Source organism: Brevundimonas sp. KM4 (genome assembly GCF_000964075.1).
Lineage (GTDB): Bacteria > Pseudomonadota > Alphaproteobacteria > Caulobacterales > Caulobacteraceae > Brevundimonas > Brevundimonas huaxiensis.
Window position 1 is genome coordinate 89,187 of record NZ_JZRG01000010.1, and the last position, 20,479, is coordinate 109,665.

At 67.2% G+C, this 20,479-nt stretch carries 22 protein-coding genes and 1 riboswitch; of the genes, 7 read left to right on the forward strand and 15 right to left on the reverse strand.

The annotated features are described in order from the left end of the window. Positions 1-3 precede the first annotated feature (3 nt). The 6 genes from VH88_RS07260 to VH88_RS07285 all read right to left on the reverse strand — a co-directional run bounded on the left by VH88_RS07260 (position 4) and on the right by VH88_RS07285 (position 5,662). A complete protein-coding gene (locus VH88_RS07260; protein WP_052689522.1) occupies positions 4-1,590 on the reverse strand; it encodes a cellulose synthase operon protein YhjQ/BcsQ in 1,587 nt (528 codons plus the stop codon). A gap of 2 nt (positions 1,591-1,592) precedes the next feature. Beyond that, positions 1,593-2,270: a CpaD family pilus assembly protein gene (locus VH88_RS07265; RefSeq protein ID WP_045810661.1), complete on the reverse strand. Its 678-nt coding sequence runs from the start codon at positions 2,268-2,270 to the stop codon at positions 1,593-1,595. Between the two features lie 8 nt (positions 2,271-2,278). Then, positions 2,279-3,814, reverse strand: a complete 1,536-nt coding sequence (locus VH88_RS07270) for a type II and III secretion system protein family protein (protein WP_045810662.1) — start codon at positions 3,812-3,814, stop codon at positions 2,279-2,281. Positions 3,815-3,825: 11 nt separating this feature from the next. Beyond that, positions 3,826-4,743 carry a Flp pilus assembly protein CpaB gene (gene cpaB, locus VH88_RS07275; protein ID WP_045810663.1) on the reverse strand — a complete coding sequence of 306 codons (918 nt, stop codon included), beginning with the start codon at positions 4,741-4,743 and terminating at the stop codon, positions 3,826-3,828. A 118-nt stretch (positions 4,744-4,861) separates the two neighbouring features. Further along, positions 4,862-5,380 carry a prepilin peptidase gene (locus tag VH88_RS07280; protein WP_045810701.1) on the reverse strand — a complete coding sequence of 173 codons (519 nt, stop codon included), beginning with the start codon at positions 5,378-5,380 and terminating at the stop codon, positions 4,862-4,864. Between the two features lie 99 nt (positions 5,381-5,479). Next, positions 5,480-5,662 carry a Flp family type IVb pilin gene (locus VH88_RS07285; protein WP_045810664.1) on the reverse strand — a complete coding sequence of 61 codons (183 nt, stop codon included), beginning with the start codon at positions 5,660-5,662 and terminating at the stop codon, positions 5,480-5,482. A 237-nt stretch (positions 5,663-5,899) separates the two neighbouring features. On the opposite strand from VH88_RS07285, the gene VH88_RS07290 reads away from it, so the two are divergent. The 3 genes from VH88_RS07290 to VH88_RS07300 are packed head-to-tail and all read left to right on the forward strand — an operon-like array spanning position 5,900 to position 7,417. Continuing rightward, complete coding sequence (locus VH88_RS07290) at positions 5,900-6,322, forward strand: pilus assembly protein N-terminal domain-containing protein (protein ID WP_045810665.1); 423 nt, start codon at positions 5,900-5,902, stop codon at positions 6,320-6,322. 8 nt (positions 6,323-6,330) lie between these two features. Next, a complete protein-coding gene (locus VH88_RS07295; protein ID WP_045810666.1) occupies positions 6,331-6,876 on the forward strand; it encodes a TadE/TadG family type IV pilus assembly protein in 546 nt (181 codons plus the stop codon). Then, a complete protein-coding gene (locus tag VH88_RS07300; protein WP_045810667.1) occupies positions 6,866-7,417 on the forward strand; it encodes a TadE/TadG family type IV pilus assembly protein in 552 nt (183 codons plus the stop codon). The genes VH88_RS07295 and VH88_RS07300 overlap by 11 nt, the downstream gene beginning before the upstream one ends. A 2-nt stretch (positions 7,418-7,419) precedes the next feature. Here the strand turns inward: VH88_RS07300 and VH88_RS07305 are convergent, their stop codons facing one another. From VH88_RS07305 to VH88_RS07335, 7 genes are all read right to left on the reverse strand, one after another. Beyond that, positions 7,420-8,727: an anthranilate synthase component I family protein gene (locus VH88_RS07305; RefSeq protein ID WP_045810668.1), complete on the reverse strand. Its 1,308-nt coding sequence runs from the start codon at positions 8,725-8,727 to the stop codon at positions 7,420-7,422. Continuing rightward, positions 8,724-9,503: a tyrosine-protein phosphatase gene (locus VH88_RS07310; RefSeq protein WP_045810669.1), complete on the reverse strand. Its 780-nt coding sequence runs from the start codon at positions 9,501-9,503 to the stop codon at positions 8,724-8,726. Before VH88_RS07310 ends, VH88_RS07305 begins: the two co-directional genes overlap by 4 nt. A gap of 21 nt (positions 9,504-9,524) precedes the next feature. Then, positions 9,525-9,827 (reverse strand): transcriptional regulator, encoded by a 303-nt coding sequence (locus VH88_RS07315; RefSeq protein ID WP_045810670.1) that lies wholly within the window; start codon positions 9,825-9,827, stop codon positions 9,525-9,527. Between the two features lie 2 nt (positions 9,828-9,829). Continuing rightward, positions 9,830-10,453 carry a hypothetical protein gene (locus VH88_RS07320; protein ID WP_045810671.1) on the reverse strand — a complete coding sequence of 208 codons (624 nt, stop codon included), beginning with the start codon at positions 10,451-10,453 and terminating at the stop codon, positions 9,830-9,832. A gap of 140 nt (positions 10,454-10,593) precedes the next feature. Further along, on the reverse strand, positions 10,594-10,773 hold the full coding sequence (locus tag VH88_RS07325) for a DUF1328 domain-containing protein (protein ID WP_039243970.1): 180 nt from the start codon (positions 10,771-10,773) through the stop codon (positions 10,594-10,596). A 97-nt stretch (positions 10,774-10,870) separates the two neighbouring features. Further along, on the reverse strand, positions 10,871-11,281 hold the full coding sequence (locus tag VH88_RS07330) for a hypothetical protein (protein WP_045810672.1): 411 nt from the start codon (positions 11,279-11,281) through the stop codon (positions 10,871-10,873). Continuing rightward, entirely contained in the window at positions 11,281-11,625 is a 345-nt protein-coding gene (locus tag VH88_RS07335; protein ID WP_017506144.1) for a YqjD family protein, read from the reverse strand. Before VH88_RS07335 ends, VH88_RS07330 begins: the two co-directional genes overlap by 1 nt. A 137-nt stretch (positions 11,626-11,762) precedes the next feature. On the opposite strand from VH88_RS07335, the gene VH88_RS07340 reads away from it, so the two are divergent. The 3 genes from VH88_RS07340 to VH88_RS07350 all read left to right on the forward strand — a co-directional run bounded on the left by VH88_RS07340 (position 11,763) and on the right by VH88_RS07350 (position 14,079). Further along, a complete protein-coding gene (locus VH88_RS07340) occupies positions 11,763-12,431 on the forward strand; it encodes a fumarylacetoacetate hydrolase family protein (protein ID WP_045810673.1) in 669 nt (222 codons plus the stop codon). Beyond that, entirely contained in the window at positions 12,428-13,063 is a 636-nt protein-coding gene (maiA, locus tag VH88_RS07345; RefSeq protein ID WP_045810674.1) for a maleylacetoacetate isomerase, read from the forward strand. The genes VH88_RS07340 and maiA overlap by 4 nt, the downstream gene beginning before the upstream one ends. Before the next feature lie 95 nt (positions 13,064-13,158). Then, on the forward strand, positions 13,159-14,079 hold the full coding sequence (locus VH88_RS07350) for an aldo/keto reductase (protein WP_197071015.1): 921 nt from the start codon (positions 13,159-13,161) through the stop codon (positions 14,077-14,079). On the opposite strand, the gene VH88_RS07355 is transcribed toward VH88_RS07350, so the two are convergent. Then, positions 14,063-15,886: a TonB-dependent siderophore receptor gene (locus VH88_RS07355; protein WP_045810675.1), complete on the reverse strand. Its 1,824-nt coding sequence runs from the start codon at positions 15,884-15,886 to the stop codon at positions 14,063-14,065. The two genes, VH88_RS07350 and VH88_RS07355, sit on opposite strands and share 17 nt — an antisense overlap. Before the next feature lie 145 nt (positions 15,887-16,031). Next, positions 16,032-16,241: riboswitch (cobalamin riboswitch) on the reverse strand. 50 nt (positions 16,242-16,291) lie between these two features. Here VH88_RS07355 and mutS point away from each other — a divergent pair. Continuing rightward, entirely contained in the window at positions 16,292-18,973 is a 2,682-nt protein-coding gene (gene mutS / locus VH88_RS07360) for a DNA mismatch repair protein MutS (protein ID WP_045810676.1), read from the forward strand. A 59-nt stretch (positions 18,974-19,032) separates the two neighbouring features. Here the strand turns inward: mutS and lpdA are convergent, their stop codons facing one another. After that, entirely contained in the window at positions 19,033-20,439 is a 1,407-nt protein-coding gene (lpdA, locus tag VH88_RS07365; RefSeq protein WP_045810677.1) for a dihydrolipoyl dehydrogenase, read from the reverse strand. Positions 20,440-20,479 lie beyond the last annotated feature (40 nt).

Below are 20,479 nucleotides of genomic sequence, written 5' to 3' on the forward strand. Positions count from 1 at the left end.
CCGTCAGCGCTTCTTGAACATATTGGCGAACAGGGATTTCGACGCCCCATCCGCCGGCTTGGCCTTCTCCGCCTTGCCAGCCTTCGCCGGCTTGGCCTTGGGTCCGGCCACCATCGGCAGTTCGCGGCGCGACACGATCTGGGCCAGCGTCTGGAAGGCCTCGGCCGACTTGGTCTTGGCGCCGGCGTCCAGGATCATCTGGCCGTTATTGGCCGCGGCTCCAAAGGTCTTGGCGTCGAACGGAATGATCAGGCTGGGATGCACGCCGAGCGCCGCGCCGAAGTCCTTGGCCGAGATCTCGGGGCGACCCGGCACCCCGACCTGGTTCAGCACCAGGCGCGGCGGCGCGTCATTGGGGCGGCCCTGGCGGATCAGGTCGATCATGTTCTTGGCGTTGCGCAGGGACGCCAGGTCCGGCGTGGCCACGACCACCACCTCGTCGGCGCTGATCAGGGTGCGGCGCATCCACGGCGACCACAGATGCGGAAGGTCCAGCACGACGAAGGGCGCTGTGGCGCGGATCTGGTTGGTGACCTCCTCGAACGCCTCGGTGGAGATGTCCCAGTCTGTATCCAGGCTGGCGGGCGCCGCAAACAGGCTGAGCTTGTCGGTGCAGCGGACCATCATCCGGTCCAGCAGCGTCGAATCCAGCCGGTCGGGCTGGCCCAAGGCGTCAGCGACGCCGTTCAGCGGATCCTGATTGAAGTCCAGACCGGCGGTACCGAACGGCAGGTCGTAGTCGACGATGACCGTATTGGCGCCGATCCGCTCGGAAATCGCATAGGCCGTGTTGTGCGCCACGGCCGAGGCCCCCGCCCCGCCCCGCGCGCCGACAAAGGCGATGGTGCGCCCCACGAAAGGCTGGGCCGGATCGTTGAACAGGCCGCCGATGGCCGCGATCAGCTGCAGCGGCTGTACCGGCGCGACCAGATATTCACTGACCCCGCGCCGCATCAGTTCGCGGAACAGGATGATGTCGTTCGTCGCGCCGATCACCACGACCTTTGTGCCGGCGTCGCAGACTTCGGCCAGCTGATCGACTTCCCACAGCAGAGTCTGGGGGTCTTTCAGGCACTCGACGATGATCAGCGGCGGCGTCGGCTCATGCTGATAGGTCTCGACGGCCGCGGAGACGCCGCCGATGCGGATTTGGGTCGTGGCGCGCGACAGGCGCCGATCCTGGGCCGCTCGCTCGGCCGAGGCCAGGGTGTCCTGCCGTTCGGCGAAGACATGGATGGCGATGCGCGGCACTGAGACTTCGCCGATGTTGCTGGCGGGGGCCAGACCGGTAAAGGCCAGCCCCGTGTCCATCAGACTGGCCTGCGCCTGGGCGACCACGTCACCGACCGGATTGAAGCCGGCGGCGTCGGGCGCATAGGCCGGGGCGGCCGGGACCGGCGCCAAGGGCGCAGCATGAAGCGGCGGTTGCGGCTGAGGCGCCCCCCCGGCCGGCGGCGCCGACGCTGCAGGCGTGAATTGAAGCGGGCTGCGCGGCGCGGCGCCGTCGTCAACTGGGGGCGCGAATTCCATATCGACATCGAACGCGTCATCGAAGGTGTCGAACTCGCGAGGGGCGGGGGCTGTGCTCATGGTCAGTTCACCGCACGGGATACCGAGTTATCCCTGATCAGTTCCTCACGCTCGGCCGACGTCGGCTTGCCGGTGCGATAGAGATCGAACACCACGGTGCGGCGCCCGGCATCCGCCGGCGTCATCGCGCGTGGGCGCTGGATGTCGCGAGGATCTTCGATCTGGGCCGCCAGATTGGCTGTCACGGCGCATCCGAAGTTCGACGCCGACTGATTGTCGCCCGTCCGGCTCAGATTGCCCCAGTTCGCGCCGCATCGCGGCACCGCCGCACGGATCGTTTGATAGCCCACGACCACAGGCGCGCGCGGATCCGGCGCGGCGTAGCTGACGAGCGTGATCCGGTCCGGCGATACGCCATAGGCTGCTAGGGCCGATTGAACGTCATAGGCGGTCTTCAGCGCCACTGGATCGTTCCCGGCCGGGGCTTCGATCACCAGCGGCACGGCATCGACGTAGCGATAGCGTCTGACCAACTCTTGCAACGCGCCGTTCTGCGCCGGCGACAGGCCGTTGTCGTGAACCGCGAGCGCGATCCGGTCCAGATCCGGCTCGACCTGAAGCTGGTAGCGTGAGGTCGGCGTCAGCGGCGGCTCGCCGCCCAGGCTGGCGGGCCCGCCGACGCAGGCGCCCAACGCCAGGGCCGTGGTCGTCAGAAGTGTGGCAATCAGGGTGCGAGTCATGGATGTGCTCACTCGATCACATAGCCGACTGAACCCGCCGGGGGCGCATTCGGTAGCCCATAGACCTGGTTCAACTGGCCAAAGAGAATGGTCTGGCTGTCCTCGGCGATCCGCAGGCCATCGGCCGGGGTCTGCATCCGCGACGGCGAGGTCGGGCTGACGATATAGGGCTCGACGATGACGACCAGTTCGGTCTCGCCCATGAGGTAGTCGCGCGAGCGGAACAGCGATCCCAGCACCGGCAGGTTCGTGACGCCCGGAAGAGAGTCCACCGTCTGGCGGCTGTTTTCCTGAAGCAGGCCTGCGATCATCATCGATCCGCCCGAGGGGATTTCGATCGTGTTCTCGCTGCGGCGAACCGTCAGACCCGGCAAGGTGATCGACGAAGGCGTCCCCGCGCCAATCGTCAGCCCGCCTTGCGACGACAGTTCGGACACCTCCACCTTGACCTGCAGGCTGATGCGCCCTCCGGACAGAACCACCGGGCGGAAAGACAGGCCGACCCCATAGGGTTTGTACTGGACGGTGATCTGACCCTGCGAGTCGCGGCTGGCCGGCACAGGGAACTCGCCCCCGGCCAGGAAGCTTGCGGCTTCGCCGTTGACGGAAGTGAGGTTCGGCTCAGCCAGGGTGCGCAGCAGGCCCACACGCTCAAACGCCTTGAGGGTAGCCTCGCCCTTGTTCAGCCCATCCGATCCAGGCCCCGTGCCGGGTTGAGCGGTATCCCAGTTCACAGAATCCTCCGGGCCTCTGACCGTGAACGGGCACAGGGCTCCGGGCTGCCAGCCCGCTCCAACGCATGGACGCTGCATCTGATAGTTTTTCGTCGTGTCTATCGACGTTCCGGCGCTGATGCCGCCTAGCAGGGCGCCGTTGACGCCCCAGGTCGCGGCATTGCCCAATAGCCACTGTGCATCACCCAACTGCCCCAGCACAGCCGAGGTATTGAAGCCCAGTTGCTTGATGACATTGCGCTGCACCTCGACCACACGCACCTTCAAGGTCACCTGATCCGAGCCCGGCACGGTAATCAGGTTCAGAACCTTCTCCGGCGCCGAAACGAAGGCGGCGGCGATGCGGCTGGCTTGAGTCGATTGGGCCGGATTTTCGGCGACGCCGCTCAGGATGATGCTGTCGTTGACGGCCTCGGCCCTGACGCCGCCCCCTGGGATCATACGATCCAGCGTGTCCTGAAGCGCGCTGGTGCCGGCGTCAACCCGAACGCGCAGGCTCAGGATGGTGCGGCCGGCTGCGTCCAAGAAGACGGCGTCGGTCTCACCCGGCGCGATGCCGATGACGGTGATGCGGCGCGGCGAGTGCAGCATGGCCTCGGCCACCTGCGGATTGGAGACGATCACGTCGCGGGCGTCGGCCGGCAGATCCACCGCGAACGAGGTGCCGCGCGGCAGGTTGATCAGTCGCTGCGCCGCACCCGTCGATACGGCGGCGCGGGTCTGGGCGACGCCGGCAGGCGCGGCGGCCAGGGTGGCGAGCAGGGCGCAGGCGGCTGCGGCGGCGGCCTTGCGCATCGTGGGTCGGCGCATCGGTTGGGTCCTCATGGCACGGCCACCACTTCGGGCGCGCCGCCGCGATAGATGCGCACGGCCTGGGGTTGGGAAACGGCTGCGGAAGGGCGGCGCGTGGCGCCGGACGGCCCGGCGGTGTCGGCATAGGATCGCAGCGACAGCGACAGTTCGCCCTCGGACTTGGCCTGGGCCAGCAGCACCGAGTCCTGCGGTCGGACTTCCAGGGTCGCGGTAGCGCCAACCACCGCCTGGGCGTCGTCGCCGACGCGGGTGGCCTGGTCGATGGCAAGGACCTTGATGTTCTGAAGCACGACGCCCGAAGCGAACTTGGACTTGGTCGCGCCCTCGACGGCGCCGTCGCGATTGGTCTCGGCCGTCAGCACCACATCGACCCGGTCGCCCGGCAGGATGAAGCCGCCGGCGGCGGATTCGACCGTCACGGCGATGGCCATGGCCCGCATGCCGGGCTCAAGATAGGCGGCCAGATAGCCGCTGTCGCCGGCGCGCACGATCTTGCGCGACACGATCGGCTCTCCGGCCAGAATGGGTTCGCGGACCACCGAGCCGATATAGTCGGACTTGGCGCCGGTCGTGGCCAACTCCGTCGCCGCCTTGGTCACGCGGTTCACGGCGTCCGTCGCCTTCTCTGCCGCGCTTTCCGCAGCGGGCTTGGCCGGAACCGGGGTGGAGCCATCGGTGATGAAGACGGGATTCACTTCATCGACGGGCCAATCTTTCCATTCGAGGTCAGCCTCAACCAGACGCTTGCCGGGTTCCAGGTCCTTGGCGGCGACCAGAACCTTGGCCATCGGGCGGACTTCGACGGGAGCGGCGGCGGCGGGTGCAGCGGGTTCGTTCGACGATGACCCCATGGCCCGGACCACCAGGGCCAGACCAATGGCCGAGACGGCGGCGATGCAGATGACAACGATGCGGGCGGGCTTCATCCAGGATGTCTCCAGCAGGCGCTGTGTTTCGGATTCATCCCCCGACGCCTACCGTTAACGATCATGGGCCTTGCGGGTTAACGCTTCCTAAGCGCCGCGAACGCCGGTCAACGGGGTGTCAGCGACCCGAGGCGAAGGTCAGCAGCAGCCCGCTCTCGGGCAGGGCCAGCAGGGCGCCGATGGCGATGGCGACGCCGTAAGGAATGTCGCCCTTGGGCTGCATCAGATTGATAACCCAGCCCTGCGACACCGACGGGGCGACCATCGGAAAATACTGACGCGCGGTCATCAGCAGCAGGCAGAAGGCCCCGCCCGCGATGCCGGTGTAGATCAAGAAGGGCGCGACGCCGCTCATCCCCATCCACAGGCAGCTCGCGGCCAACAGCTTGGCGTCGCCTCCGCCGATCCAGCCGGCGGCGAACATGCCCATGCCGACCAGCAAGGCTGCGAACCCGATGCCGACATGGACGGCGACATCGATCGGCGCGGCGCCGATCAGAAAGGCGATGGGGAAGAAGGCTCCGATCAGAGCCAGCGAGATCCAGTTTGGGATCTTCATGGTGATCAGGTCGTGCAGACCGCCGACGATGACCAGGGCCGGAAAGACGCCGAGCAGGGTGAGCAGCAGAATATCCATGACCGGCATCTTGTTCGACAGGACTTAAGGTTGGGTTTCCACCATGCGAAAAGGGCCGGGACTTGCGTCCCGGCCCTCGCAATGTAGCAATCTTCGCTGTTATGCAGCGTTGTTTGCGGCGTCCAGCTTGGTCGAAACCTTCGTAAAGGTGTTCTTCAGGCTTCCGCTCATGGTGCCAAGGACGGTGATCAGGGCGACGGCGATCAGAGCAGCGATCAGGCCGTATTCGATGGCGGTGGCGCCCGATTCGTCTTTGGCGAAGCGCGAGATGAACTTGGTCATGGGTTATTCCTTTTTCAAATGGTCTAGCGAGCAACTTGGCGGGGGGAGCCGGTAGCCCGCTTGACCCCCAAACGCAGGATCAAAATGCACGAGGCCCGTTAAATCTGAGTCACGAGGTTTGGTTACGCGCAGATTTACCAAAGAAAATTCTCATACCGACGCTTCAGCCTTTGTTGAGGATCACGGCTGCATCATGCGCGCGTCCGCGTTCACACGCGCCACTATCAAGAGCCGCCGATGTCTCGCATCCCGTCTTTCCTGATCGCCGCCGCCCTCGTTGCTGCCCCCCTGGCCGCCCCCATGGCCGTCAACGCCCAGGATGGCGCGCTGAACGTCGAGATCGATCGCTCGGCGCGCGTTCAGCTTCGCGGCGCAGCGGCGTCCATCATCGTCGGCAACCCCCAGATCGCCGATGTCTCGCTGGTGGACGCCAACACCATGTTCATCGTCGGCAAGGGTTATGGCGTGACCGAAGTCGTCGCTGTCGACGGCGTGGGTCGCACCCTGTTCCAGCGCGAGGTCGTGGTGACAGGCGGCTCGACCGGTTCGGTTCGGGTCTGGCGCGGAGCCCAGGCCACAGAAATGGCCTGCGGCGCCTCCTGCACGCCCAGCGTCCGATCCTCATCCTCGTCGGCCGCCGCCGCTTCGACCGCGCCCTGACTTCCGTCATGCCGGCCTGGAGATCATCGACATCGCATCCGGCGCGCTCGAAGCGCAAACGCGAAGGCGCGGCTGCGGTCGAGTTCGCCATGGTCGCCATTCCCTTCTTCCTCATGATCTTTTCGATCCTGGAACTGGGCGTCGTCTTCATTCTGGATTCCGTTCTGGAAACGGCGACGATGGAGAGCGGTCGCCTGATCCGAACGGGACAGGCCGAGGCGAAGGGGTTCGACAAGGCGGCGTTCAAGACCGAACTTTGCAATCGCATGATCCTGTTCAAGAACGATTGCACCAGCCGCGCCACCGTCGATGTGCGGGTCATCCCGGCGTTCTCGAAGCCGGACACCACCGATCCGGTTGCGAATGGCGGCCTGGACGACACCAAAACTATCTACAATGGCGGCAAACCAGGAAACATCGTTCTGGTGCGTGTCTGGTATGTGCATCCCCTCGCCACACCCTTCGTTAGCCAAGCCGTGTCGCGCGTTGGCACCGGCAAAGTTTTGCTGACGGCTGCCACTGCTTTCCAGAACGAGCCGTGGAATGCGTCCTAAACCCAGCAGGCAGTTTGGCTGGCGTATGCTAGCGCTCGATACCCGCGGTGTCGCTGCAACCGAATTCGCCTTCCTCGCCCCGATCCTGATCATCATGTATTTCAGCATGGTCGAATACTGTCAGGCCTATATGGCGTTGAAACGTACTGACCACGTCGCGGCGATGGTCGCCGATCTGACATCGCAGAATGACAGGATTACTAAGGCCCAGATGGGTGACGTCTTCGCCATCGGCAATGTGATTATGTCGCCCTTTGCTGCAACGACCCTGAGGCAGAGGGTGAGCAGCGTCACCCGCGTAGACACCAACAGCTACCGGGTCGATTGGAGCATTGGGGACGGGATTACGAACAAATTGACAGTGGCGGAGGCGAAGATCCCCGCCGACATGCTGGCCGCCAACGAGTCGGTCATCATCGCCGAGGCCAACTACGATTTCGACTCGCCCTTCGATCAGATCGCGCCCTCAGCCACTCGCTTCAAGCGAATGGCCTATTTGCGTCCTCGCACCACAGATTTGATCGTCTGCACTGACTGCTAGGCTCAAAAGCCGACCAGCGCCTGTCGCATTGCTGAAATCTTGACGTCCGTTTCCGCCTCTTCGGCGGCCGGATCGCTGTCCGCGACGATGCCGGCGCCGGCGAGGGTGCGATATTTCCAGACGCCGTCTTTCCGTTCGAAACCGGCGGTTCGGATCAAGACCGATGCGGTCAGGGCGCCGCCGTCCGCGATCAGGAACAATGAACCGCACCAAGGCCCACGCGGCCGTTCGTGCGCGGCAATCACCTTCATCGCCTGATGTTTGGGCGCGCCGGTGATCGAGCCGGGCGGGAAGGTCGCCTCAAGCAAGTTGGCTGGACCCGCTGCGGGCTGGGCCTCGCCCGTCACGGTCGAGACCAGATGATGCACCGTCGGATGGTGTTCGACTTCGAACAGCGTCTCCACCTGGACCGATCCGGGCCGTGACACGCGCGCCAGATCGTTGCGCATCAGGTCCACGATCATCAGGTTTTCCGCTCGATCCTTCAGGCTGGCCCGAAGCTCGCTCGCCAGAGCTTGGTCCTGATCGGGGTCGCTCGCACGCGCGCGCGTGCCCTTGATCGGGCGCGCCTCGATGCGGCGGCTGGCGGGATCGAAGGCGAGGAACAGTTCGGGCGAGTTCGACACCAGCGCCCGATTCCCGACCCGCCAATAGGCCCCGAACGGCGACGCCCGCTCCTTTTGCAGTCGCAGGAACACGTCGAACGGATCGCGGCCGGGGCTCAGCTTCCCGGACCAGGCCCGGGCGATATTGGCCTGAAACAGCTCCCCCGCCCCGATGCGCTCCACCACATCCGCGACCGCGTCGCGGTAGGCGCTCGCCGGCGCCTCGGCCTCAAACTGGTCGGCCGGCGCAGAGGGTGTCACGACCCGTGCGGCCGTCGAGAGCCAGGCCAGGGCCCGCTCGGCCGCCGCTGTCGCCTGCTCCGCCGTCGCACCTCTTCCCGTGGCGCACACTGAGCGCTCAAGATGATCGAAACTCAGCATGGCGGGATAGCGCGCCAGCATCAGGTCGGGCCAGACCGTCTCGCGCGGTCCGGTGGCCGGCCGGGCGCCCGCGTCATAGGCGGCCAGACCCACGACGCCGGCGGCGAACAGCGGATCCCGCAGCGCCTCGAACGGCGCGGCGTCATCTATCGGGCCAACCCGCACCACGTCCGGCGCCTGGGCGACGTGGGACCACCGGCCGCCCGGCCCGCCGTCCGACAGCAGGGCCAAGGCGCCGTCATCGCCGCCGAGACCCGCCGCCACCGCGACCGGATCGATCCAGGGCGCGTCGCGCGTGACGGTGTGGCTGAAAACCTCGCTCACGCGGTCAGCCGCTCCACGATCCGATCGCGACGCGCCGTATCGACGCCCAGCGCCTCTTTCAGATAGGCGTCCACCGACCCGTGCCGCGCCTCGACCTCGGCGAACGCGGCGTCCAGATAGGCAACCTCGACCCCCAGGAAGGCCACGATCGCGTCGTCCGACGCCACCCGACCCGTCATCTTGTGCAACTGTTTGGCGATGCCGGGCGCCCGGCCCGCCAGATCGACGGCGGTGTTGGTCAGCAGATAGTCCTCGACCATGTCGTCGCGCGACACGCCCAGCAGGTGGTGGGTCAGGGCGGCGAGAAAACCCGTCCGATCCTTGCCCGCCGCGCAATGGATCACCACCGTCCGGTCCTGATCCGCCAGGGCCTGGAAATAGCGGCCGAACACGTCCTGATGCGAGGCGTCGAACGGCAGGCTGCGATAGGTCTGGGTCATGAAGCGCCGCCCGGAGTCCGGCGTCAGGTCGGCGGTCTTCAGAAAGGTGATGTGCGGCGCCTCGGCGCCGTCGTCCACGCCGCCTTCGATGATCTGCCCGCTGAAGCCGTCGGGCCGGCGTGATGGCTGGTCGCGGCGCTCGCCGGGGCGGCGCAGATCGACCACGGCTCCGATGTCCAGCGCCTTCAGCCGCTCCAGGTCCGCCTCGCTGGCCCGGGCGTGGTGGGCCGAACGCAGCAGTCGACCGGGCTTTATGCGCCGCCCGGCCGCCCTGGCGTAGTCGCCATAGTCCCGAAAGTTGTCGATGGCCTCGAAGGCGTGAAGGCGGTCGGTCATGACCGCGCTTCTAGCCTATGTTCACCGCTGTGGCAGCAGGCCTGCCATCGCGTCCAGATAGGCGACGAAGGCGTCGCGTCCCTGATCGGTCAGACTGGCCTCCGTCAGCGGCTTGCGACCGTTGAAACTTTTGGAGACGGCGACGAACCCCGCCTCTTCCAGCTTTCGCAGGTGGACCGACAGATTGCCGTCCGTGGTCTGCAACCGGGTCTTCAGGGTGGTGAAGTCGGCCGATCCGGCCCCGGACAGATAGGCCATGATCCCCAGCCGGATGCGCCCGTGAATGACGTCGTCGATCCGGCTGATGTCGAAGTCGTCGGCCATGCTCAGACCACCTCCGACGGTTCCTGACGCATCAGGACGATGCCGGGGACCAGGGCCACGGCCAACAGGATCACGGCGAAGACCGGATAGATCGTGGCGCTGCCCATGAACCAGGCGACGGCGACGGCGCCGACGTAGGAAGCCAAGGCCGTGTAGGACATCCAGCGCGTTTTGGTCATGGCCGCGCCGATCATCCAGGCCGAACCATAGGCGACCAGAACCACTGTGGGCATCACCGCCATCCAGGACCACTGGCCGGTCTTTAGGGATAGAGCGACAAGCGCCAGCCAGGTGACGAAGATCCCGTAACCCACGCCCTCCCACGCCGCTCCGACCGCCTTGTTGCCGGCGGAGTTGACGCCGGGCTTGGACTTGATGCGGCCGATCAGGACGGTCAGGGCGATGGCGAACACCACGCCGGCGACGATCCAAACCCACAGTTGGGACCAGGGGTTCAGCCGAATGAGGCCCGACTGGATGGCCCATTGGATCAGACTGGTCGCTCCGAACACGATGCCGGCCGTCACCAGGATCGGGCCGGCCAAAAGCGGTGCGTGCCGCCCTTCGTGGGCCAGGCTGCGCATATAGGCGATGTCGTCCTGAATGGCTTGGGTCTCGCGGGTCATGATGCTCTCCTCCTCGAACCGTTGAGACAGGATCGCCCATTTGCTTTGTGTTGTAAAGTTCTTTCTTTCGCGTCCACGCTGCGCATGAAAAAGGGGCGAAGCCTTCGGCTCCGCCCCTCATTCGACTTCGTGTCTGCAGCCTAAAGTCGTGGTGCGCCGCGTCCACGCAGTCCGCCGGCCACCAGGGCGATGACGAACAGGATAATGGCCACGACGGCGACGAACTTGGCGATCTCGAACGAGAAGTTCGCAATGCCGCCAAAGCCGAGAACGGCCGCGACTAGGGCCACGACGAGGAAGATAATTGCCCAGCGCATCATGGGTTTAGCTCTCCTGAGTTGATGTTGCCGTCGGCGACCCGGGAGCCGTTCGTCGGTCTGTATCATCAACGCCAGGGTCGCCCCACCGTTCCATCGCCTATCGACGGCGACGCCGCGAATAGCCGCCCTGATCCATCTTGCGATCCGCGACCATGCTGGCGACGATCGCCGCCAAGGCCGGGTTGCGTAGCAGCAGGAAGGCCGCGCCCAAACCGCCCACGGCGCCCACGACCGGACGCTCGCGCACGATGTGGATGATCTTGCCTAGCAGACCTTCCGGCTCGTCCTCTTCGTCCGCCTCGTCGTGCTTGTCGCCCTTCAGGAAGACCAGCGCCACGATCAGGGCGACCAGGGCGAACAGACCGAATGTCACCGCCGCCGCGCCGAGCGGCGTCAGCGCCAGGCTGAGCGCATAGAAGATAGCCACGCCCAGAAACACGACGGCCAGAAACACGCTGGCGGCGACGACAGCCGTCGCCACCAGCTTTTTGACGATGCTCTTGAACATCAGCGGCGGCGGCCGGCCAGCAGCATGCCGAGGATGACGCCGACGCCGAGCGCCACGGCGGTCGATTGCAGCGGACGCTCCTGCACGCGTTCGACGACATAGCGTTGCGCCTCGTCGAAGCGTTCGGCCGCGTCGTCGTAATACTCGCGACCCTTCACGCGGGCCTCGTCGTAATAGCTGCGGGCCTGCTCGCGGACTTCGTCGCTCTTGGCGCGCAGCTTGGCTTCAGCCTCGGCGGCCTTGTCGCGCAGGCGTTGGGTCTCTTCGCGGGCGCCGGTCTTCAGATCCTCCTTGAGGGTCTTCAGGTCGGCCTTGATATCTTCTCGGGCCTTGGTGGTGGCCATGGTGCGCGCTCCGTTGAAAGCTTGGCGGTAGAATAGAGAACCCCGTGTTGCAACGCCACATGCGCAACGAGGTTCCTTTAGTTGGGTCGGACGTGCGCCTCTCGCCACGGGCTTTTCGCCGCACTAGAACGGTCGCCATGACCAAATGGCTGTTCGCGCCCCGCCCCGCCCCGTCCTTGCCGATCGTCGGATCGGACCAGCGCTTCCCCGTTCGCCGCATCCTGTGCGTGGGCCAGAACTACGCCGCCCATGCGCGCGAAATGGGGTCGGACCCCGACAAGCAGACGCCCTTCTTCTTCACCAAGCCGGGCGACGCCATCGTCTCGGACGGCGCAAACCCGTCCTATCCGTCTGCGACCGCAAACCTGCACTACGAGGCCGAACTGGTCGCCGCGATCGGGCCGAGTGAAGACGGCGGAGTCGCCATTATCGGCTGGGCCGTCGGCTGCGACCTGACCCGCCGTGATCTTCAGGCCGAGGCCAAAAAGACCGGCCGGCCCTGGGACGCCGCCAAGGGGTTCGATCAGTCCGCGCCCTGCGGGTCCATCACCCTGGGCGCCCTGCCGTCGCCCGACGGCGCCATCCGCCTGAGCGTCAATGGCGAAACCAGACAGGACAGCGTCCTGAACGACATGATTCTGAACCCCGACCGGATCGTCGCGGCCGCCGCCGCCCTGTGGTCGCTGCAACCCGGGGACCTGATCTTCACCGGCACGCCGTCCGGCGTCGGCCCGGTTCAGGCGGGCGACCGCGTCGTTGTCACCATCGACGGTCTGGAGACGCTCAATTTCGAGATCCAGCCATGATCCTGCACGGCTATTGGCGGTCGGGGGCCAGCTACCGCGTTCGCATCGCCCTGAACCTTAAGGGGCTGGCCTTCGACAACGCCGCTCACGACCTGCGCAAGGGCGAGCAGAAGGCGGCCGACTATGTGGCGCTGAACCCGCAGGGCATGGTCCCCGCGCTTCAGGATGGCGATCTGATTTTGACCCAAAGCCCGGCCATTCTGGAATGGCTGGAGGAAACCCACCCCGCACCGGCCCTGCTGCCGAAGGGGGCGAACGACCGGGCGACCGTGCGCGCCATGGCCGCGCTGATCGGCTGCGACATTCATCCGCTCAACAATCTGCGCGTGTTGAAGGCCATTCGGTCTGAGTTCAACGCCGATCAGGCCGCCGTGGACGCCTGGGCCGCAGGATGGATCGCACCGGGCTTCGACGCACTGGAGGCGCTGGTCGCGCGTCACGGCGCCGGCTGGAGCTTCGGCGACGCCCCGACCCTGGTCGATTGCTATCTGATTCCACAGATGTATTCGGCACGACGCTTCAACATGGACCTGTCGCCCTGGCCCCGCCTGCTGGCGGTCGAACAGACCGCCCTGGCCCACCCCGCCTTCGCCTCGGCCCACCCGGACTTGCAGCCTGACGCCGACGCCTGATTTTCGCCTCAGAGCGCATATCAGCGGTGGATAAGTAGGGTTCGCTTAAGGTCTCGCTCAGCGTCCCTTAAGCATTGGCGATCATAGTGCCGGACGTGTCGTATTCCCCCGCCACACCTTCGGCGTCGTCGCCCATCCATCGCCTGGCCCTCGCCGTGGTGACCGAGCCCGAGCGCGCGCCCGGCGCCTTCATGAGCGCGCCCTCCGGCGCTCGCGAAGAAGCCATGCGTTTCCTGCTGCAAACCGGGGCCGACGCCGGGGTCAAACTGATCGCCACCCGGCCCGAGGGCGACGGCGAACGCCTGCTGGGCCAGGCCTGGCCCTTCCCCTCGCCTTTCCAGGTCACGGTCCGCACCGTGCCGCTCAGCGAAGGTCTGGACCGGGTCGAGGCCCGCGCGCGTCGTTCGCTGGAGCGGATGGGCCTGCCGCGCGGCGATGTTCTGCTGATTTCCAACGCCGCCGATCTGGCCGGCGCCGAGGGCCGCGCCCTGTGGGACCGTGCCCGCAGCCTGAAGGATCGCGGCCTGTTCCGCCGCATCGGTTTCTGCGCCACGATCGAGGACGGGCCCGCGCTTCTGGCGCGTCGTCTGGAAGCCGACGTGGTCCAAGTGCCGTGCAGCCTGCTGGATCAGCGCGCGGCCCAGGACGGCGTGCTGGAAGCCATCGCCGACACGGGCGCCTCGGTCCATCTGTCTTCGGTCTTCGCTGGCGGCCTGCTGTTCGCCGGCGGCGACGATCTGCCCGCCGAACTGGCAAGTCACGCCCAAGCCCTGTCGCGCACCCGCCGGCGTCTGGCCGAGCAGCGTTGCGATCCGATGCAGGCGGCTCTGGGTTACGCCCTGGCCCTGCCCGGCGTCGACAAGGTCGTGGCCAGCGTCGCCTCCGCCGCCGAACTGCGCGCCATACTGGCCGCCGCCCACGCCCCCTGCCCCAATCTGGACTGGGCGGCCCTGGCGCTCGAGGCGCCGGCGGCCTTCACCGCCGACGCCCGCGCCCGGATCAGTAGCGCAGCCTGATCCCGACATAGCCGGACCGTCCCGGCTCGCCGTATCCGAACACCTGCTGATAGTGTTCGTCGCCCAGGTTCTCGATCCGCGCCGTCAGGGTGACCTGGTCGGTCAGTTCATAGGCCGCGTTCAGATTGGCGGTGACGAAACCGTCGCGCGCCACGGTCGAGAAGCCGCCGCTGTCGTCCTGATCGCCTTCCGCCCGCACCGTCAACGCGCCAGACAGACGGTCGCCCGTCCAGCCCAGGGTCGCCGAACCGGCGTGTTCCGGCACGCGCAGCAGGCGCGCGCTCGTCGTGCGATCCGTCGCGTCGGTCCAGGCATAGGCCAGGGTTAGGTCGAACCCGCCGCCCAGCAGGGCGCGGCCTTCCAGCTCGAACCCGTCCGAACGCGTCTTGGCGACGTTGATGTAGCGACCGGCCGAATAGGTGATCTGGTCCTCGACGTTCAGGCGATAAAGGGTCGCCCGCCCGTCGAACCGACCATCGGCCGACGCCCAGCCCAAGGCGAGCTCGACGCTGTCGGCCGTTTCCGGCTTCAGCTCGGGATAGGGCCGAGGCGCAAAGCAGAAGTCGCAGACCGCCTGGCTGACCGTCGGCGACTTGAAGCCCGTGCCGTAGGCGCCCGACAGGATGAAGCCGCCGGCCAGATCATAGGCCGCCGACACCCGCCCCGTCGTCTTGGAGCCGAAATCGTCGGTGTCGTCGTAACGCAGCCCGCCGGTCAGGTTCAGCGCGCCGACATCGTATTGGGCCACGCCGAACACCGAGGTGATCGACAGGTCGCGCGACAGGCCCGACGACAGCGCCGCCGAGGCCTCGTTCCGCTCCACGCCGAACGCATAGTCGATGTCCTGCGCCTGGCCGTTCGCCTGCCAGCGATAGGCCTGACGGTCGCCGGTAAAGGACGAGCCGAAGCCGCCGCTGACCGAGCTGCGATCGAGATCCGACGCCGAAACGCTGAACTGATGCGTCAGGCCAAACGCCTTGGCCGTCACCCGGCCAAGGCCCGACCACTGCTCGCTTTCCTGCGTGTCGTCGGTGTCGGCCAACGCAAAGGTCGGCGCCGGGAAGCCGTCGATATCGGCCTTGGACTTGTTCCAGCGCACCGATCCATCGACCTTGACCGCATCGGACAGGACATATCGCCCCTTGGCGCCGAGCGTCGTGCTGCGGAACCCGTCGGCCTCGGTGTTGCCATCGGCCTCGTCCGCCGCCGAAATCCCGTCGGTGTCGAAGCGCGAGGCATAGGCGCTGAAGGCATAGGTCTCGTTGGCGACGCCCGCCGACACGCGGCCGCGCACGGTGTCGAAGCTGCCGGCCTCGGCCTCGGCGCGCAGGCCGTCGATCTCTTGCGTGGTGAAGGAAATCACCCCGCCGATGGCGTCGGATCCCCACAGAGACGACTGCGGGCCGCTCAGCACTTCGATCCGCGCGATATCGGCCAGTTCGAAGCTGGAGAAGTCATAGGCGCCGTTCGGCTCGGCCGCGTCGTTGACCGGCGCGCCGTCGACCAGGACCAGGGTCTTTCCGGGCGTCGCACCGCGCATCCGCACCTGGGCCACGCCGCCGAAAGCGCCCGAGCGCGTCACCGACAGACCCGGTACATCGGCCAGGATGTCGGCGGCGAAGATGGCGCCGCGCTGTTCGATGGTCTTGCCGTCGATGATGCGGGCGCCGGGCGTATCGGCGACGATGGCCGGGATGCGGGTGGCCGTGACGATCACCTCGTCCAGCTGGGTCGCGTCCTCGGCGAAGGCAGGCGCGGCGAAGGCGGCCGCAATCGCGACCGTCGAAAGAAGAATGGAACGCTTCATTGAGCGATACCCCCGTGTTCGGTCCCGCGAATGCGCGCGAGAGACCGTCATGAGCGAACCGACCCGCCAGACCGCTTCAGGGTCTGGACGGCGCAAGGTCGGGTCGCTTCCACGGAGAAACCGCGCTGCTGTCTGGTCCCGGACAGGAGCGAGCGACGTCGGCGGCCAGGTCTCCTGGCTTGCGGGTCGTAAACCGCCGTCCTCGCCTTCCCAGTCACCCAGTGGCGCCGGGATCGAAACCCCGGACGGACGACGCTCTCGCCGCCTACAGTTGCGGGCACAGCCACGGCGTCAGACCGTGTTCCCTTAACCGCCTGACGCGGCCTATCGCAGGGCCGACAAGCCTGTGCAAGAGCCGGTCAACGGCCTTGAGCCGCCGGGCGCGATCCGTCACCCTGCAGCCACATGAACGCCCCCGTCTCTCATCCCCCCGAAATCGCCGCCTCGCTGGAGGGCGCGACGCCGTTCATGGCGCAATATCTGACCGCCAAGGCGGGCCAGCCCGACGCCATCCTGTTTTTCCGCATGGGCGACTTCTACGAGCTGTTCTTCAAGGACGCGGAGGTCGCGGCGGCGGCGCTCGGCATCACCCTGACCAAGCGCGGCAAGCATCAGGGCGAGGACATTCCGATGGCCGGCGTGCCGGTCCATGCGATGGAGGGCTATCTCGCCCGCCTGATCCGCATCGGCCACAAGGTCGCCATCTGCGAACAGCTGGAAGACCCCGCCGAGGCCAAGAAGCGCGGCGGCAAGGCCGTGGTGCATCGCGGCGTGGTCCGGGTCGTCACCCCCGGCACCCTGACCGAAGACAGCCTGCTGGACGCGCGCGGCGCCAATCGTCTCGCGGCGGTCGCGGTGCGTAAGGGTCGAGCCGCCGTCGCTGTGGTCGAACTGTCGTCCGGCGCGGTCGACAGCGTCGCCTGCTCTATCGAAGACCTGGGCGCGGCCCTGGCCGCCTTCCGCCCGTCCGAAGTCCTGGTCACCGACCGGATGTATTCCGACGAGACCACCCGCGACGCCCTGGACGGCTCGGGCGGCGTGGTCCAGGCGCTGGCCTCGGCCATCGCCGAACCCCAGGCCGCGCGCGCCCGCGTCGAACGGCTGTACGGCGTCTCGGCGCTCGACGGCTTCGGCGCCTTCGAGGAGGCCGAGGTCTCGGCCCTGGGTCTGATCGCCGCCTATCTGGAGACGACCCAGGCCGGCAAGGTCCCCGCCCTGGCCCCGCCCCGCCGCCTGGGCGAAAGCGGCTTTCTGGCCATCGACCCGGCGACCCGCGCCAGCCTTGAGATCGACCGCACCCAGCGCGGCGAGCGCGAGGGCAGTTTGCTCGCCTGCATCGACCGCACCGTCACCTCGGGCGGCGCCCGGGCCCTGGCCGAACGCATCGCCCGGCCCTTGCGCGATCCTTTGGCCATCAACGAACAGCTCGATGCCGTCGAATGGCTCTTGGAGCGCCGCGACCTGCGTCGCGATCTGCGCGACGCGCTGAAAGCCTCCTCCGACATCGCCCGCGCCGTCGGACGATTGGCGCTGGGTCGGGGCGGCCCGCGCGATCTGGCCGCCGTGCGCACTGGCCTGTCGATCGCCGAGGGCGTCGCCGGGCTGTTCGTGGGCCAGGTCGATCCCCTGACCGGCCAGCCTCCCCGCATCGCCTCGGCGCTGGACCGCCTGACCCTGTCCCCCGACGTCTCGCGGCTGAAGGCCGACCTGATCGCCGGCCTTGTGGACGAGCCGTCGCATCTGGCGCGTGACGGCGGCTATGTGCGCCCCGACTATCGCCCCGAACTGGACGCCGCCCGCACCCTGCGCGACGACAGCCGCCGCGTCGTCGCCGATCTGGAGGCCCGCGCCGTCGCCGAGTCCGGCGTGCCGTTCAAGATCAAGCACAACGCCGTCCTGGGCTATTTCCTCGAAACCAGCGCCAAGGCCGCCGAATCCTTGCTCCGCGCCGGTCCCGACAGTCCTTTCATCCATCGCCAGACCTTGGCCAATCAGGTCCGCTTCACCACCGTCGAACTGTCGGAGCTGGACGCCAAGATCAGCCAGGCCGGCCACCGGGCTCTCGCCATCGAAGGCGAGACCTTCGAGGGCTGGCGACGCGAGGCCGCCCGCCTGGCCCAGCCGCTGCAGGCCGTCGCCGAGGCGCTCGCCGAACTGGACGCTCACGCCGCCCTCGCCGAATGGGCCCAGGAAGTCGGCGCGACCCGCCCGATCGTGGACAACACCCTGACCTTCTGCGTCGAGGCCGGCCGCCACCCGGTGGTCGAGGCGGCGGTCAAGGCGGGCGGCGATCCCTACACCCCCAACAACGCCCGGCTGGACGGGTCGGGCCAGGACGGCTCACGCCTGGCCATCGTCACCGGGCCGAACATGGCCGGTAAGTCGACCTTCCTGCGCCAGAACGCCCTGCTGGTGATCCTGGCCCAGGCCGGCGCCTTCGTGCCTGCCCGCGCGATGCGGCTGGGCGTCGTGGACCGGCTGTTCAGCCGTGTCGGCGCCGGCGACGACCTGGCCCGCGGCCGCTCCACCTTCATGATGGAGATGGTCGAGACCGCCGCCATCCTGACCCAAGCCACGCCCCACAGCTTCGTCGTTCTGGACGAGATCGGGCGCGGCACCGCCACTTACGACGGTCTGGCCATCGCCTGGGCCACGGCCGAGGCCCTGCACGAGACCAACCGGGCGCGCACCCTGTTCGCCACCCACTATCACGAGCTGGCCCAGCTGGAGACGCGACTGGACCACGTCTGCAACCTGTCCATGGTCGCGCGCGAATGGAACGGCGAACTGGTCTTCCTGCACGAGGCGGCGCCGGGCGCGGCGGACCGCTCCTACGGCGTCCAGGTCGCGAAACTGGCCGGCGTCCCCGCCTCCGTCGTCGCCCGCGCCCGCTCGGTGCTGAACCGGCTGGAAGGCGAAAAGGCCGCCGCCGCCCGCCTGGACGACCTGCCCCTGTTCGCCGTCGCCGAGCCGGAACCGATGCGCGGCCCCTCGCCCTTGGAACTGGCCCTACGCGACGTCGATCCTGACGACCTGACCCCGCGCGAGGCGCTGGAGGCGCTTTATCGGCTGAAGGGTCTGGCCTGATGTGACGAAGGCCCGGACGTCGCCGTCCGGGCCTAGCTTAAGTCTCGATCCGTTTCGGATCAGGCCTGCATCATCCAGCCTTCGACATCCATCGCCGCCTGACGGACGGCTTCCGAACGAGTCGGGTGGGCGTGGCAAGTGCGGGCGATGTCTTCCGACGCGCCGCCGAAGCTCATGGTGATGGCTGCTTCGTGGATCATCTCGCCGGCCTGCGGGCCCATGATGTGGACGCCCAGCACCTTGTCGGTCGCGGCGTCAGCCAGAACCTTCACGAAGCCGTCGGTCTCGTGATTGATCTTGGCGCGGCTGTTGGCGGTGAAGGGGAATTTGCCCTTCTTGTACTGAACGCCGGCCGCCTTCAGCTGGTCCTCGGTCTGACCGACCCAGGCCACTTCGGGGAAGGTGTAGACGACGCTGGGGACCAGCGCATAGTCGACGTGGCCATACTTGCCGGCGATGGTGTCGATCACGGCGACCGCGTCTTCTTCCGCCTTGTGCGCCAGCATCGGGCCGTGGGTCACGTCGCCGATCACCCAGACGCCATCGGCGACCTTGAAGTGGTCATGATCGATGAAGCCGCGCTTGTCCGGCGTCACGCCGACGCTCTCCAGACCCAGACCATCCGTGTACGGACGACGGCCGATGGCGACCAGCACCACATCGCCCTTGATCGTCTCGGCGGCGCCGCCGGCCGACGGCTCGACGGTCAGTTCCACCCCGTCCTTGCCCGACTTGGCGGCCGTGACCTTGGCGCCCAGTTTGAACGTCATGCCCTGTTTGGTCAGGGTGCGCTGGAAGGCGGTGGCGACCTCGGTGTCCATGCCGGGCGTAATGCGGTCCAGGAACTCGACCACCGTCACCTCGGCGCCCAGACGGCGCCAGACCGAGCCCAGCTCCAGGCCGATGATGCCGGCGCCGACCACGATCAGCTTCTTGGGCACGGCCGGCAGGGACAGGGCGCCGGTGGAATCGATCACCTTGCCCTCTTCGAAGGCGACGCCCGGCAGCGGGGTCGGCTCCGAGCCGGTGGCGATGACGATGTTCTTGGCCTCGAGCGTCTGGGCCGAACCGTCGGCGGCGGTCACCTCGACCTTGCCTTTTCCGACGATCTTGCCCTTGCCCTTGATCCAGTCAGCCTTGTTCTTCTTGAACAGGAACTCAATCCCCTTGGTCAGGGCGGTGACGCTGTCGTCCTTGGCCTTGTGCATCTGGTCCAGGTGCAGCTTGGGCTGGACCTCGATGCCGATCTTGGCGAACTCGGTATTCGCGGCGTTCCACAGTTCCGAGGCGTGCAGCAGGGCCTTGGACGGCATGCAGCCGACGTTCAGGCAGGTGCCGCCCAGCGTCGAACGCATCTCCACGCAGGCGACCTTCAGGCCCAGCTGGCCCGCCCGGATCGCGGCGTTATAGCCGCCAGGGCCTCCGCCGATGATGACGACGTCGTAGGCGGCGGTGGCTTCGGCCATGGTATCCTCTGGTCTTCTGGCGCGCGGGGAAAGGCGCGCG

Bases quoted from the DNA above. Each gene is read 5' to 3' on its own strand.
- cpaB (WP_045810663.1), bottom strand. From the start codon at position 4,743: ATGAAGCCCGCCCGCATCGTTGTCATCTGCATCGCCGCCGTCTCGGCC.
- VH88_RS07295 (WP_045810666.1), top strand. From the start codon at position 6,331: ATGCCGGCCTGGAGATCATCGACATCGCATCCGGCGCGCTCGAAGCGC.
- VH88_RS07355 (WP_045810675.1), bottom strand. From the start codon at position 15,886: ATGAAGCGTTCCATTCTTCTTTCGACGGTCGCGATTGCGGCCGCCTTC.
- VH88_RS07315 (WP_045810670.1), bottom strand. From the start codon at position 9,827: ATGGCCGACGACTTCGACATCAGCCGGATCGACGACGTCATTCACGGG.
- VH88_RS07290 (WP_045810665.1), top strand. From the start codon at position 5,900: ATGTCTCGCATCCCGTCTTTCCTGATCGCCGCCGCCCTCGTTGCTGCC.
- VH88_RS07325 (WP_039243970.1), bottom strand. From the start codon at position 10,773: ATGATGCGCTGGGCAATTATCTTCCTCGTCGTGGCCCTAGTCGCGGCC.
- maiA (WP_045810674.1), top strand. From the start codon at position 12,428: ATGATCCTGCACGGCTATTGGCGGTCGGGGGCCAGCTACCGCGTTCGC.
- VH88_RS07330 (WP_045810672.1), bottom strand. From the start codon at position 11,281: ATGTTCAAGAGCATCGTCAAAAAGCTGGTGGCGACGGCTGTCGTCGCC.
- VH88_RS07320 (WP_045810671.1), bottom strand. From the start codon at position 10,453: ATGACCCGCGAGACCCAAGCCATTCAGGACGACATCGCCTATATGCGC.
- lpdA (WP_045810677.1), bottom strand. From the start codon at position 20,439: ATGGCCGAAGCCACCGCCGCCTACGACGTCGTCATCATCGGCGGAGGC.
- VH88_RS07335 (WP_017506144.1), bottom strand. From the start codon at position 11,625: ATGGCCACCACCAAGGCCCGAGAAGATATCAAGGCCGACCTGAAGACC.
- VH88_RS07265 (WP_045810661.1), bottom strand. From the start codon at position 2,270: ATGACTCGCACCCTGATTGCCACACTTCTGACGACCACGGCCCTGGCG.
- VH88_RS07270 (WP_045810662.1), bottom strand. From the start codon at position 3,814: ATGCGCCGACCCACGATGCGCAAGGCCGCCGCCGCAGCCGCCTGCGCC.
- VH88_RS07310 (WP_045810669.1), bottom strand. From the start codon at position 9,503: ATGACCGACCGCCTTCACGCCTTCGAGGCCATCGACAACTTTCGGGAC.
- VH88_RS07340 (WP_045810673.1), top strand. From the start codon at position 11,763: ATGACCAAATGGCTGTTCGCGCCCCGCCCCGCCCCGTCCTTGCCGATC.
- VH88_RS07285 (WP_045810664.1), bottom strand. From the start codon at position 5,662: ATGACCAAGTTCATCTCGCGCTTCGCCAAAGACGAATCGGGCGCCACC.
- VH88_RS07280 (WP_045810701.1), bottom strand. From the start codon at position 5,380: ATGGATATTCTGCTGCTCACCCTGCTCGGCGTCTTTCCGGCCCTGGTC.
- mutS (WP_045810676.1), top strand. From the start codon at position 16,292: ATGAACGCCCCCGTCTCTCATCCCCCCGAAATCGCCGCCTCGCTGGAG.
- VH88_RS07260 (WP_052689522.1), bottom strand. From the start codon at position 1,590: ATGAGCACAGCCCCCGCCCCTCGCGAGTTCGACACCTTCGATGACGCG.
- VH88_RS07300 (WP_045810667.1), top strand. From the start codon at position 6,866: ATGCGTCCTAAACCCAGCAGGCAGTTTGGCTGGCGTATGCTAGCGCTC.